The organism is Corynebacterium spheniscorum, from assembly GCF_900113445.1.
GTDB lineage: Bacteria > Actinomycetota > Actinomycetes > Mycobacteriales > Mycobacteriaceae > Corynebacterium > Corynebacterium spheniscorum.
Genome location: NZ_FOPJ01000007.1, coordinates 44,297 through 58,854, shown reverse-complemented (window position 1 = coordinate 58,854; position 14,558 = coordinate 44,297). Strand labels below are relative to the sequence as shown.

Sequence of the window (14,558 nt, the reverse complement as noted above, 5' to 3'; positions counted from 1 at the left end):
AGGGGCAAGAGGAAAGAAGAATCCCCCGCACACCTGCCCAGGTGTGCGGGGGATGTAGAGCTTGAGGTCTTAAGACCTACTATTCCGGTTTGGGTTGTGGTTGCGGTTGACCATAACCGAAGCCGGCTTCGGGGCCTTCTTCATCGGAGTCATTGTCCTGGCTCACCTGAGAAGCATCACCGTATTCGCCTTGGGCGTCTTCGACATGCTCGCCGTGCTCGCGCACTTCTTCCATGTCGAGGCCTTCAGCGGTGTCGCTTTCTGGCACATCGCCTTCAGCAGCTTCAGCAACATCAGTGATAGCTTCGGCAGCTTCCACGGACATCTCATCGAAGGTGTCTTCCGGCAGCGGCTTGGGGCGCGGGGTGAAGGTGAAGGTGGCCTTTTCGGTGTCCTTGGACTCGCCATCCCAACCATCAACACCGACCTCAACGATTTCACCGGCGCCGAGTTCACCGAAGAGGATCTTCTCACTCATGGCGTCTTCGATTTCACGCTGAATGGTGCGACGCAGCGGGCGGGCACCCAAGACGGGGTCGAAGCCGCGCAGCGCCAGCAGGTTCTTCGCCTTATCGGAAAGCTCAATGTCCATGTCCTTGGCCTTAAGTGCCTTGCGCACACGGTCGATGAGCAGTTCCACCATCTCCACGATTTGTTCGCGGGTGAGCTGGTGGAAGACCACGATATCGTCGATGCGGTTGAGGAACTCAGGGCGGAAGTGCTTCTTGAGCTCATCGTTAACCTTATTCTTCATCCGCTCATAGCGAGCTTCCTCATCGGTTTCCGAAGAACCGGTAAAGCCCATACCCACAGCCTTGGAAATATCTTGGGTACCAAGGTTGGAGGTGAAGATCAGCACCGTGTTCTTAAAGTCGACGATGCGGCCTTGGCCATCGGTGAGGCGACCATCTTCGAGCACCTGCAACAGGGTGTTATAGATCTCCTTGTGGGCCTTTTCGATCTCATCGAAGAGCACCACAGAGAAGGGCTTGCGGCGCACCTTTTCGGTGAGTTGGCCGCCTTCTTCATAGCCCACATATCCAGGGGGCGCACCGAAGAGGCGGGAAGCCGTGAAGCGATCGTGGAACTCACCCATGTCGATTTGGATGAGCGCATCATCTTCACCGAAGAGGAATTCCGCCAAAGCCTTGGAAAGCTCGGTCTTACCCACACCGGAAGGACCCGCGAAGATGAAGGAACCAGAGGGACGCTTCGGATCCTTCAGGCCAGCGCGGGTACGGCGGATGGCACGGGAAACAGCCTTAACCGCATCATCTTGGCCGATGATGCGCTTGTGCAGTTCATCTTCCATGCGCAGCAGGCGCGCAGATTCTTCTTCGGTGAGCTTGAAGACCGGGATGCCGGTCCAATTGCCGAGCACCTCAGCGATCTGCTCTTCGCCGACCTCAGCGATTTCTTCGAGGTCACCGGAACGCCACTGCTTTTCCTTCTCGGCGCGTTCATCGCCGAGCTTATGCTCCTTATCGCGAAGACCAGCGGCCTTCTCGAAGTCCTGAGCATCAATGGCGGCTTCCTTTTCGCGGCGAACTTCCGCGATGCGCTCATCGATTTCTCGCAGCGACGCCGGGGCGGTCATGCGCTTAATGCGCATGCGGGCGCCGGCCTCATCAATGAGGTCCACTGCCTTATCCGGCAAGAAGCGGTCATTGATATAGCGATCCGAGAGCTGCGCAGCAGCAGTCAGCGCACCATCAGTAATGGACACGCGGTGGTGTGCCTCGTAGCGGTCACGCAGACCTTTAAGGATTTCGATGGTTAATTCCACCGAAGGTTCATCAACCTGCACCGGCTGGAAACGACGCTCCAGGGCAGCATCCTTTTCGATGTGCTTGCGGTACTCATCCAAGGTGGTGGCACCAATGGTTTGGAGTTCACCGCGGGCGAGCTTGGGCTTTAACAAGCTAGCAGCGTCAATGGCACCTTCGGCGGCACCAGCACCAACGAGGGTGTGGATCTCGTCGATGAACAAGATAATGTCGCCGCGCTGGTTGATTTCCTTGAGCACCTTCTTCAGACGCTCTTCGAAGTCACCGCGGTAGCGCGAGCCGGCAACCAGGGAACCTAAGTCGAGGGAGTACACCTGCTTATCCTTCAGGGTCTCCGGAACCTTGCCATTAACAATGTCGAGGGCTAAGCCTTCGACGACGGCGGTTTTACCCACACCGGGTTCACCGATGAGCACGGGGTTGTTCTTGGTGCGGCGCGAGAGCACCTGCATAATGCGCTCAATTTCCTTATCGCGGCCGACCACTGGGTCGAGCTTGCCTTCCTTGGCAGCCGCGGTGAGGTTACGGCCGAATTGGTCGAGCACTAAGGAGTTGGAGCGTTCCCCGCCACCGGCACCAGCGGCGCTTCCGCCGCGGGAACCAGCAGCCCCCGCACCCACGGTGCCGCCACCGGCTTGCGAGGTTCCTTCGGGGGTTCCTTGGCCACCTTCATAACCGCTCAGTAGCTGGATCACCTGTTGGCGAACCCGCGGGAGATCGGCACCTAATTTAACGAGCACCTGTGCTGCTACGCCATCGCCTTCGCGGATAAGCCCGAGCAGCAGGAATTCGGTGCCGATATATTTGTGGCCCATCTGCAGGCCTTCACGCAGAGAAAGTTCCAGAACCTTCTTGGCGCGTGGGGTGAAGTGGATTTCTGCTTCCGGGGCTTTGGTGCCTTGGCCGATAAATTCCTCGACCTCTTGGCGGACTGCGTCGAGGCTAATGCCCATCGACTCCAGTGCCTTGGCGGCTACACCCTCACCCTCACGAATCAGGCCAAGCAGGATGTGCTCGGTCCCGATGTAGTTGTGGTTGAGCGCCCGGGCCTCATTCTGGGCCAGGACGACAACGCGTCGTGCGCGGTCCGTGAACCTCTCGAACATTTAATAACCCCTTGTTTTCGCTCGCGTTAAAATTTTGTTCCACCCACTCTAACGCGCGTGCCGGCCACTTCTTCCCCTCACTCGAACACCTGCCCGCCCAAAACCCCAGCTACGCTTAGCATCCGCGCAGTTCAGGGCGCTCCCGGTGGGCTTGTACGCCGATAGCGAACACACCTATAAGACACCTTCGGGGAGGGATTTCTACCACGCGGGAAACTTCGGGTTACGCAGCACTTTTCTCACAAGTGGGGGCAATTCCTCCACAAAGAGTGTAATGCCAAATGAAACCCCAGGTCAGTAATATGTCCCCAAACTTTATAACTCCCAAGGGTTGAGATAGCGTTCCATTTTTATCTGAACGCATTAATTAAATTGGCGTCATAATTGTCAGGAAAGTGAGAAAGGCAATACTCTACCGGCATTGACTTTACCTTGAAAGATCACCGATGAAGGCTTAATTATAACCCGCCACAAACCCCCTGAAAGCACTGCTCAGATATAAAGGCGGCAACCAATATCGCTCCCTCACCCACATACAGGGAGCAACATCGGTTGCCAGCCAGTACGTTACCCAGGTCGGCCATACTTAGCAAGTTGTTGGCAGAAGTTTTTACCACCTAAGGGCTAACCGAAAGTACGACTCGGATATGTATATAACCCTTGAAATAGGTAAGGGGAAAACCTCCACTTTTTCGTTATGTGCTGTAGAGTTTCCTGAGGCTAAGCTAAAGAAAAACTGGCCAGGGAAGAGCTGTTTAAGGAAATTTATCCTTGGCCAGTCGCTACCCTACTCAGAGGGTGCTATAGGCGATCAACCTGGTTTTATTGGTTTAGCGGGCTTCTGGTTTCACCATGGGGAAGAGAACCGTCTCGCGGATACCCAAACCTGTAAGAGCCATCAGCAGGCGATCGATACCCATGCCGTTACCGGAAGTCGGCGGCATACCCTGTTCCATGGCGGCGAGGAAGTCTTCATCGAGCACCATGGCTTCTTCATCACCATCGGCTGCCAGGCGGGCTTGGTCTTCGAACCGCTCACGCTGTACCACGGGATCCACCAGCTCGGAGTAGCCGGTGGCCAACTCGAAACCGCGGACGTAGAGGTCCCACTTCTCAGTCACCCCGGGCTTGGAGCGGTGCTGGCGGGTCAGCGGGGAGGTCTCTACCGGGAAGTCACGGACAAAGACCGGGCCGTAAAGCTGGTCAGCGCAGAGCGCTTCCCAGATTTCTTCGACGAGCTTGCCGTGTCCCCAACCAGCGTTCTTGGGAACTTCCACGCCCACAACCTCGGCGAGGGCCTTAAGCTCTTCCACGGTGGAATCAATGGTGACTTCTGCTTGGCCGGGGAATTTCTTGGCCAGGGCCTCATTCAGCGAGGGGTACATTTCCATCTCGCGCCATTCGCCACCGAAGTCATAGGTGCTGCCATCAGCCAAGGTGACCACTAGGCTGCCGAATACTTCTTGGGCGCAGTGTTGGATCAGGCGCTTGATCAGGTCAGCCCCATCATCGTAGGTGCCCCAGGCCTGGTAGGTTTCCAGCATTGCGAATTCGGGGCTGTGGGAGGAATCCACACCTTCATTACGGAAGTTGCGGTTGACCTCGAAGACCTTTTCAATACCGCCGACTACGCAGCGCTTGAGATAAAGCTCTGGGGCGATACGCAGGTAAAGGTCAATATCGAGGGCATTGGAGTGCGTTTCAAAAGGCCGCGCTGCGGCACCACCGTGCAGGGTTTGGAGCATCGGGGTTTCGACCTCGAGGAAGCCTTCATCTTCCAAGAAGTGGCGCAGTGCGCGCATCACCTTAATGCGGGTCAGCGCATTCTTGCGGGCCTGCTCGCGCATAATCAGGTCGGTATAGCGGTGGCGAACGCGGGTGTCTTCGCTCATATCGGCAAAAGCCACCGGCAGGGGGCGTAGTGACTTCGCAGCGAGCTGCCAGGTCTTAGCCATCACTGAAAGCTCACCGCGTTTAGAGGCAATCACGCGGCCGCGTACACCAATAAAGTCGCCGAGGTCCACATCGGACTTCCAGGCATCCAAGGCTTCTTGGCCTACTTCAGCGAGCGAAAGCATGGCTTGAACTTGGGTGCCATCACCGGCTTGGAGAGTGGCGAAGCAGAGTTTGCCGGTATTGCGCATGAAGATGAGGCGCCCGGTAATAGCGACCTCAACATCGGTTTCTTCCCCGGCATGCAAGTAGGTAACACCTGGTTCATCACCGGTTTCACCTTCCGGGAGGACCTGGAATTGGGCACGTAAATCCGCCAAAGAGATGGTGCGATCCACCACTACCGGATAAGGATCAATCCCGGAATCAAGTAAGCGTTGGCGCTTTTCGCGGCGAATCCGCAACTGCTCCGGAAGATCAGTGGTTTGCTTTTGGCTTGGTTTCTGCTTAGTCACGTTGTCCCAGGGTAGTCGATGAAGATCGCACTAAGACCATCGCACACCCCAATCACGTGTGGCATACCCCAGCCGTGCTGTCACGGGGGTGTGTCCCTGCCGGGCCCCCAAGCATTCGATCTCGAAGAATGCTCGTTTGGGAAACAAATGCAGAAGATTATGTCTATAGTGAGCAAAACCTCTTTTTGGCGCGGGAAGGATCAGCGCGACATGAACTCACTCATCCTGGTTTTTATTGGCGTCGGCATGATGATTGCCGGCTATGTGCTGTACTCGAAGTTTTTGGCGCAGCGGGTATATGGGCTCTCGGCGAGCTACCGCACTCCCGCGCACACCATGGAAGATGGCGTGGACTATGTGCCCACCAATAAATATGTGCTCTGGGGACACCACTTCACCTCCGTTGCAGGTGCCGCCCCCATTGTGGGCCCCGCAGTGGCGGTGATTTGGGGTTGGCTGCCGGCTTTCCTCTGGGTGACCATTGGCACGGTATTTATTGCCGGCATGCATGACTTTGGTGCGCTGTGGGCCTCGCAGCGACACCGCGGACAATCCATTGGCACGCTGTCTGGGCGTTATATCGGGCCGCGGGGTCGCAACCTTTTCTTGGTGGTGATCTTCCTCCTGATTCTGATTGTGGTTTCAGGCTTTGCGGTGGTGATTGGTGGGCTACTGGTTTCTACCCCGACCGCGGTGATCCCCACCTGGGGTGCGATTGTGGTGGCGGTGCTGGTGGGCCAAGCGATTTATCGCTTCAAGTGGAACCTGCCGCTGGTGTCGGTTATTGGTGTGGTTGCGCTGTATTCGCTGATGGCGATTGGTGATCGCTACCCCATGGAGCTGCCGGAATCTACCTTCGGGTTACCACCGGCCGCGATTTGGATCATCCTGCTTTATCTTTATGGCGGTATTGCCTCACTGCTACCGGTGTGGGTGCTGCTGCAACCGCGCGACTACATCAACGGCCTGCAGCTTTTCGTGGGCTTGGGCATTCTTTATGGCAGCTTCTTGCTTACTGCGCCAACGGTGGTTGCGCCCATGCTGAACCTGACTGCCAGCAGCAGTGATGGTTCTGCGATGCCCTCGATTCTGCCGCTGCTTTTTGTGACTATTGCCTGTGGTGCGATCTCTGGTTTCCATGGGATGGTGGCTTCTGGCACCACCTCTAAGCAATTGAATAAGGAAACCGATGCGCGCTTTGTGGGCTACTTCGGTGCTGTCGGCGAAGGGCTATTGGCCTTGGGCTCCATTGTGGCTACCACCGCTGGGTTTAAGTCCGTGCAGCAATGGGAAGAGATCTACCATGCCTTCGGCGAAGGTGGCGTGGGCGCCTTTGTGAAGGGCGGCGGCAGCCTGGTTAATGAAGGCCTGGGCATTCCGGCTTCCCTTTCGGCCACGATTTTGGCCACCATGGCGGTGCTTTTTGCCGCCACCACCATGGATACCGGTATTCGCCTACAACGCCTGGTGGTTCAGGAAATTGCGCAGGTAGTTGGCGGGAAATTAAGTGCCACCACCGCAACAATCATTGCGTTGATCATGGGCTTGGGGCTGAGCTTCTCGACCGGTGGCGATGGTTCTGGCGGCATGATTATTTGGCCGCTGTTGGGTACCACCAACCAGCTGATGGCGGCACTGACCCTGGCGATTTTGGCCGTGATTTTGACGAAGCTGCGTCGCCCCACCTGGCCGATCCTGATCCCCTTGGTGTTTGTGCTCTTTATGAGCATGTGGGCGGCGATCATCCAGGTGGAAAGCTTCTACGCCAAAGGCCAGTGGCTGCTGCTCGTATTGGACATCATTGTGCTCATCGCAGCGTGCTGGATCACTGTGGAAGCGATTGCGGCGATGAATCGTGCGCGTAAGGAAGAACCCATGGTGTGGACGGATAATGATCTGGATTCGCCGGTGATGGCAGAGGCCCCAGTGGGGCCCGATGCCCCAGTGGGTCCCGATGCCCGGCTGGACTCTGAGACGCCGACTACCGCCCCAGACCCACGCGCCTAAGACACAACTCGCCCGTGGCACAACCGGCCCGTGGCGCAACCGGCCCCAGCCCTCGCCTACTCGCGCCACGCCGAGTAATCACGCGTGGCAGACCCCGGCCCCCTGCCCGGGGTGCAGCGAAAAAGCAGCAGCCTAAGCCTAGGATCTCGAGAAGCTAAACCTAAGAATGAATAAAAATCACGCCAGTATTAGGTGATCCTTTCGCCATTCTGTCAATATAGTGAGCTACACCACGGCTGGAAGGTTTAACTGGAAGGTTTCAATGAATTCTCTTGTTCTAGCTTTTATTGGCGTCGGCATGATGATCGCCGGCTACCTGCTCTATTCCACATTCCTCGGTAAGCGCGTCTACGGGCTTTCTAAGAACTATCGGACACCCGCGCACACCATGGAAGATGGTGTCGATTATGTGCCCACCAATAAATACGTGCTGTGGGGACACCACTTCACCTCGGTTGCCGGTGCCGCCCCCATCGTGGGCCCGGCGGTCGCCGTGATCTGGGGTTGGCTGCCCGCCTTCCTCTGGGTCACCATCGGCACCGTTTTTATCGCCGGCATGCATGACTTCGGTGCGCTCTGGGCCTCGCAGCGCCACCGCGGGCAATCCATTGGCACGCTATCGGGGCGCTATATCGGATCCCGGGGCCGCAACCTCTTCCTCGTGGTGATCTTCCTGCTACTGCTCATGGTGGTCGCAGCCTTCGCCGTGGTGATCGCCGGGCTTTTGGTCTCCACCCCATCCGCGGTGATCCCCACCTGGGGTGCCATCCTGGTGGCTCTGCTGGTGGGCCAAGCGATCTACCGCCTGAAGTGGAACCTGCCGCTGGTTTCCGTGGTCGGTGTGATTGCGCTGTATTCACTCATGGTGATTGGCGATCGCTACCCCATTGAGCTGCCGGAATCCACCTTCGGTCTGCCGCCAGCAGCCATCTGGATCATTATTTTGTTCATCTACGGCGGCATCGCCTCGCTGCTGCCGGTGTGGGTGCTGCTGCAACCGCGCGACTACATCAACGGCCTGCAGCTCTTCGTGGGCCTGGGCATCCTCTATGCCAGCTTCCTGCTCACGGCGCCTACCCTGGTCGCCCCCATGGTGAATGTGCCAGATACCAGCGCCGATGGTTCGCCCATGCCCTCTATCCTGCCACTGCTCTTTGTCACCATCGCCTGTGGTGCGATCTCTGGTTTCCACGGGGTGGTGGCTTCCGGAACCTCCTCCAAGCAGCTGGATAAGGAAACCGACGCGCGCTTTGTCGGCTACTTCGGTGCCGTGGGCGAAGGGCTGTTGGCCCTGGGCGCGATCATCGCTACCACCGCTGGCTTTAAGTCGCTGCAGCAATGGGAGGAAATCTACAGCGCCTTCGGCCAAGGCGGCGTCGGTGCCTTCGTCAAGGGCGGCGGGCACCTGGTCAATGAGGGCCTGGGCATCCCCACCTCTCTCTCGGCCACCATCCTGGCCACCATGGCGGTGCTTTTTGCCGCCACCACCATGGATACCGGTATTCGCCTCCAGCGCCTAGTGGTCCAAGAAATCGCTGAGGTGATGGGCGGGAAGCTCAACTCCGCTGCCGCCACCATCATTGTGCTGGCCGTGGGTGTGGGCCTGACCTTCTCCGCTGGTGGCGATGGTTCCGGCGGCATGATCATCTGGCCGCTGTTTGGCACCACCAACCAGCTGATGGCGGCGCTGACCATGTCCATCCTGGCGGTCATGCTCACCCGCCTGCGTCGCCCCACCTGGCCCATCCTCATCCCGCTGGTCTTCGTGCTGATCATGAGCCTGTGGGCAGCTGTCGCGCAGATCGAAGGCTTCTACGCCAAGGGACAGTGGCTGCTGCTGGTGCTCGACCTGATCATCCTGGTCGCGGCCTGCTGGATCACGGTGGAAGCCTTCGCCGCCATGAACCGCGCACGCAAGGAACCGCAGGTGACCTGGAGTGATAATGACCTGGACGCACCCATGACTGCCGCGGAGAGCGCTGCTGGGTCTGCTGGTTCGGCTGGTGCCTCGGGTTCGGGTGCTGCTGAGCCGGGGGCAAGGGCGTAGCTCCTGGAGAGCTTAACCGCTGCATTGGGGCTCTAGGGGTCTCCTCCCCTGGAGCTCTTTTGCTTTCCCCGAGATCGGCCGCGGTGCAGGAGGGCACATATCCCCGCGGTATGTCCGGGGTGCAGGTATGCCGCACCGGATAGTCCCGCGGGGCACGCGAGAATGCGAGAATAAGAACGTGGATTTTTTAGAAAAACTGCGGGCCTTTGGGCGTGGCTTGAATGAGTTTTATGCCGCGCCTTATCGCAGTGCCTTCCTTCGCGCGCAACGCGAAGAAGAAGACCTCTTTATGTTGCTGGTCTTAGGTGAAGCCCTTGGGGTGCCTAACCCGGCGGCCTTTTATACCCTCGAACTTTTGCCCATCATCTATGAAGATTTCCATGCTTGGCATCAGCGCATGGGAATGGAACATTCACCCCTGGAGAATATTCGATGCTGCTAGATCTTCCACCGCTGGTGTTTTTTGGCGGCAAAGGCGGAGTCGGGAAAACCACCACCGCAGCGGCAGTGGCCCTAGCCTTAAGCGAAGCTGGCCGAAAGGTACTGCTGGTTTCCACCGACCCGGCACACAACTTGGGGCATCTGTGGGGCGTGAAGATCGGGGACCAAGAATACTCCCTGAGTGAGAACCTGGAGGTCTGCGAGATTGATCCGGCACTAACCACCAAGAAGCACCTCGAGCAGGCACGAGAGGTGATGTATTCGATGATGCCGGAGCGCCTGCATAAGGAAGTAGACCACCACCTTGCTTTATCGGCGAGCACTCCCGGCGCGCATGAGGCCGCCATCTTAGAACGCCTGGCGGACCTGATTACTACCCGGGAGGAACGCGGCTATGAGCATGTGATTGTTGATACCGCACCTTCAGGGCACACCGCGCACCTACTGGATATGCCGGAACTGATGGGCGCGTGGACTGAGGGGTTATTGCAGCGCCGCGCGCAATCAGAAAAATTTGGTGAGGTGGTGCGCGGCTTTGATGCCACGGGGAAGGATAAGGCCGCTGGGGTGAGTGGGGATTCACCGGTGGAGCGCCGTAATAATCGGATTCGGCATATTTTATTGCGCCGCAAGGAGAAGTTCGCGAAGCTTCGCCACGAGCTCAAGCACGCCGTGTGTGTGATTGTGCTGGTCCCTGAACGCCTTCCGGTATTGGAGTCGGTGGAGTTTAAAGAAGAACTAGCGCGCATTGGGGTGCCGGTGGCCGGCTATGTGGTCAACCGTTGTTCCCCGGCTGATCAAGGTGAGTTTTTAGCTGCTCGGCGGGAGCGTGAGGAAGGCTTTATTGCGCAGTTGCGCGCCAGTGTTGGGGATGCGCTGATTGTGCGGGTGCCGCTTTTAGCCACGGAGGTGCAAGGTTTTGCGGGCTTGCGCGAGTACGCTGAGGCTTTAGGCTTATCGCGCTCATAGTAAGGGCCCCGCGCCCGGATAGGGCTTCATGCTCGGATAGGGCTTCATGCTCGGATAGGGCTTCATGGCCACGTTAAAAATTCATAACCTGGGGGCTTCCTATGGGGAGCGCACCTTATTTGCCGGGTTGAACCTGGTTGTTTCGGGGAACCAAAAAGTGGGGCTAAGCGGCCCTAATGGTGCCGGGAAATCAACGTTGCTGGCTATCTTGGCCGAGGCCGCTGACCCAGCGGTGGTAGTCGATGGTTCCTTTGAGCTCAGCCCAGCGGATGCCAGCATTGGGTACCTCACTCAAGAGGTGGAACGTAGGGAAGAAAGCGCTGCGGAATATATTGAACGGCGCACCGGGGTGCGCGATGCGACCGCTTCGATGGATGAGTTGGCCGAGGCCCTGGGAAGTGCTGATGTGGGCGATAAATATTCTGACGCCTTGGAAGCGTGGTTGGCTTTAGGTGGTGCCGATTATGAGCAGCGCTTAGCGGAAGTCACCGAGACTTTAGGCCTGCAGGAATTTTTAAATGTGCCGATGAGCGGGCTTTCTGGTGGCCAAGCAGCGCGGGTTAACCTGGCGGTGATTCTGCTATCCCAGCATGATCTGTTGTTATTGGATGAGCCCACCAATGACCTCGATGCTCAAGACCTGGCGCTTCTAGAGGAGTATGTGTCGACAGATCCGCGGCCCATGGTGGTGGTGTCACATGATCGTGAGTTCTTAGCGCGCACCATTACAGACATGGTGGAATTGGATTCCGCCCAAGAAAGCATCAGGGTCTTCCATGGCGGCTATGACGCTTATGTGGTCGAACGCGCCCGGGCACGACAGCGGGCACGGGAATCCTATGAGGAATATGCAGCTAAGCGCGAAAAACTTGGGGAGCGCATCCAAACCCAGAAAACCTGGTTGGACAAGGGCGTGAAGAATGCGCTGAAGAAGGCTCCGGATAATGACAAAATTTTAAGGAACCGCTCGGCAGCGAGGTCGGAAAAGCAGGCGGGGAAGATTGCGCAATCCGAACGCGCCATTGAGCGACTAACGGAAGTCCCAGAACCACGGAAAGAATGGGTGCTGCACTTAGGGCTTCCGGATGCCCCACGTTCCGGGCAGGTGGTATCGGTGCTTGACGATGAGCTGATGCAGCTAGGTGAGAAAGCTTTTGGGCCCTGGACTGTGCAGCTGAACTATGGGGATCGCGTGCTCATTCGTGGTGCCAATGGTGCAGGTAAAACCACCTTGTTGCGTGCGCTGTGCCGCGAAGAGAACCTAGGTTCCGCAGTGGCGTTGGGCAGTATTGATCAGTTGCGGGGGCTGTTGGATCAAGACGTTGATCTGATGGCGGTGTTTTCCACCTATTTGCCCGCATTCCAGGATGCCGAGTTGCGGACGCTGTTGTCGAAGTTCGGCTTGGTGAAATCCCAGGTAATAGGGCGTGCAGCGAGAAGCCTCTCCCCTGGTGAACGCACTCGCGCTCTTATGGCCTTATTACAGGCCACATCCACCAACTTCTTAGTCCTAGATGAGCCCACCAACCACTTGGATGTGGCAGCGATTGAGGAATTAGAGCGCGCTTTGCAGGACTATCGAGGCACCGTTCTCTTCGTCAGCCACGATCGCCGCATGGTGGATTCTTTCCGCGCCACCCGGGTGCTCACAGTAGTCGACGGCCAGATTGAAGAAAGCTTCCCAGAGCATTAAAAAATCCCTCCCACCGTTTTTCCCGTTGGCCTTGGCAGGCTACGTAGAGAAAACGGTGGGAGGGAATAGCTTTTCTTAGTTCGCGGAGTTCAGCAGGCCTTCAAATAGCTTGGTGAGTTCTTCGCGATCATCAAGCGGGAGCACTGCGGACACATATTGATCCGGGCGGACCACCACGATGGCGCCATCACGGCTAATGCCACGAGCTTCGAAGATGTCGTTGTCCTTAATGGCGGACCAGACGTTTTCCAGGTTATGGAGATCGAAGGGGCCAACATTCGGACGGAAGAGCTTCGGCGCGTCAGTGACCTCAAAGTCGCGGTAGTGCTGCTGGTAGATCACCTTGATATCGAAGATGGCATTTTCATCGCCATCAGCGGGGGTGCAGCGCTTGAAGGGCGAATTCTCATCGCTCGACATCCACTCAGCCCACTTAGCGGTCGGGGAATCCGGATCGCTCGGGGCAGCCGGGTCGGCAAAGACGTAGATGCGGTAGCGGCCATCAGCGAAGTGCTCATGCCCAATGTGCTTGGGTAGCGCATCGCAGCGGCGCATCGCCGGGTGCGACTTGAAGCGGCGGCCAATCGGGAAACCACTGGCCAGGTCTTGGTGCTCATCAGTGCCGGTGATGATGTTGTCGGAGTACTGCGTGAGGAATCCGGCAGCGAACTCTTCTGCCTGGACGTAGTACTTCTCAATCTCATCCGGGGAGCCGAGCTCATCTTGAGGAGTGGCCATCAGCGTGGACCATTCCTTATCGAAGTTGATGAGGTTCTGGGCAGCCGGTTGGCGCTCGTCATGGTAGGTACCGAGCAATTCGACTGGGGCGCGCCCGGAAACCACATGCCCAAGTTTCCAGCCGATATTGAAACCATCCTGCATGGACACATTCATGCCCTGGCCGGCCTTAGCGGAGTGCGTATGGCAGGCATCACCGGTGAGGAAGACGCGCGGAACGGTGTCCTCGGGGCAGTCCGCGGGGCGATCATCGAAGGCGTCGACCAGTCGGTGGCCAACTTCGTAAATGGAGTTCCAGGCAACATTCTTCACGTCGAGGGTGTAGGGGTGAAGGATGGCGTTGGCGCGTTCAATGACTTCTTCGAGCGGGGTGTCACGAACCGAATGCTTGGGGTCTTCCGGCACATCGCCAAGATCCACGTACATGCGGCTGAGGTAGCCACCTTCACGTGGGATGTGCAGGATGGAACCGCTCTTGGAGTGGATGGCGCACTTGGTGCGTAGATCCGGGAAGTCGGTGACGGCCAGGACATCCATCACACCCCAGGCGTGGTTGGCGGAGTCACCGCTGAGGCGACGGCCAATGGATTTACGGACCTGGGAGCGAGCACCATCGCAGCCGATAACGAACTTCGTGCGCACGGTGCGGGTGTGTTCCTCTTCGTCCTCAGCGCAGCGGCGCAAGGTGACCTCGACGGGGTACTCCCCTTCTTCTTCCACCTTCAGGTCCGCGAATTCCCAGCCGTAGTCCGGGGTCATCTTGGAAGGCGAGTAGCGCATGAAGCGTGCGAAGTAGTCCAGCACGCGCGCCTGGTTGACGATGAGGTGCGGGAATTCGGAGATGCCGAATTCATCGTCGATGGGGCGACCCATGCGGATGATGTTTTCAGGCCTCTCGGGGTCCTGATTCCAGAAGGACATTTCGGTGATGCGGTAGGCCTCGTCCTCGATTTCGGTGGCAAAGCCGAAAGCCTGGAAGGTTTCTACCGAGCGGGCTTGGATACCATCGGCTTGGCCGAGGACTAGCCGGCCATCACGCTTTTCAATGACATGGGTGCGCACGTCGGGGAACATCGACAACTGCGCGGCGGCGATCATTCCGGCGGGACCGGAGCCAACGATGAGAACATCCATCTCATCCGGTAGTTCCTCTGGGCGGTTCAGGCCATAGCCTGAGGCGGGAAGAACACGGGGATCCTCGGAGACATAGCCGTAGTGGTGAAACTGCACGAGTTGTCGACCTCCTCGATAAGGGGTGCTGTATTTGGGTGTGTGGGGATGGTGATTTAAGGGTTTTCAGTTGTGAAACTTTGGAGCTTTGCGCTGGGCAAATGGCTAGCGCAAGGTAAAGCATTGGGGTGG

At 57.7% G+C, this 14,558-nt stretch carries 8 protein-coding genes; 5 read left to right on the top strand and 3 right to left on the bottom strand.

The genetic code is table 11. The features are described 5' to 3' along the window. Positions 1 to 79: 79 nt before the first annotated feature. Entirely contained in the window at positions 80 to 2,893 is a 2,814-nt protein-coding gene (locus tag BMZ01_RS06625; RefSeq protein ID WP_092285726.1) for an ATP-dependent Clp protease ATP-binding subunit, read from the bottom strand. A gap of 830 nt (positions 2,894 to 3,723) precedes the next feature. Then, complete coding sequence (gene lysS, locus BMZ01_RS06620) at positions 3,724 to 5,301, bottom strand: lysine--tRNA ligase (RefSeq protein WP_092285724.1); 1,578 nt, start codon at positions 5,299 to 5,301, stop codon at positions 3,724 to 3,726. A gap of 210 nt (positions 5,302 to 5,511) precedes the next feature. Between lysS and BMZ01_RS06615 the strand changes: the two genes are divergently transcribed. The 5 genes from BMZ01_RS06615 (at position 5,512) to BMZ01_RS06595 (ending at position 12,458) form a co-directional block, all read left to right on the top strand. Beyond that, entirely contained in the window at positions 5,512 to 7,308 is a 1,797-nt protein-coding gene (locus tag BMZ01_RS06615) for a carbon starvation CstA family protein (protein ID WP_092285722.1), read from the top strand. Positions 7,309 to 7,570: 262 nt separating this feature from the next. Further along, a complete protein-coding gene (locus BMZ01_RS06610; protein ID WP_092285720.1) occupies positions 7,571 to 9,355 on the top strand; it encodes a carbon starvation CstA family protein in 1,785 nt (594 codons plus the stop codon). 178 nt (positions 9,356 to 9,533) lie between these two features. Then, positions 9,534 to 9,797 (top strand): cory-CC-star protein, encoded by a 264-nt coding sequence (locus BMZ01_RS06605; RefSeq protein ID WP_092285718.1) that lies wholly within the window; start codon positions 9,534 to 9,536, stop codon positions 9,795 to 9,797. Continuing rightward, complete coding sequence (locus tag BMZ01_RS06600; RefSeq protein WP_092285716.1) at positions 9,788 to 10,765, top strand: ArsA family ATPase; 978 nt, start codon at positions 9,788 to 9,790, stop codon at positions 10,763 to 10,765. The genes BMZ01_RS06605 and BMZ01_RS06600 overlap by 10 nt, the downstream gene beginning before the upstream one ends. Positions 10,766 to 10,829: 64 nt before the next feature. Beyond that, a complete protein-coding gene (locus BMZ01_RS06595) occupies positions 10,830 to 12,458 on the top strand; it encodes an ABC-F family ATP-binding cassette domain-containing protein (protein ID WP_092285714.1) in 1,629 nt (542 codons plus the stop codon). A 75-nt stretch (positions 12,459 to 12,533) separates the two neighbouring features. On the opposite strand, the gene BMZ01_RS06590 is transcribed toward BMZ01_RS06595, so the two are convergent. After that, entirely contained in the window at positions 12,534 to 14,426 is a 1,893-nt protein-coding gene (locus BMZ01_RS06590) for an FAD-binding monooxygenase (RefSeq protein WP_092285712.1), read from the bottom strand. Between the last annotated feature and the right edge of the window lie 132 nt (positions 14,427 to 14,558).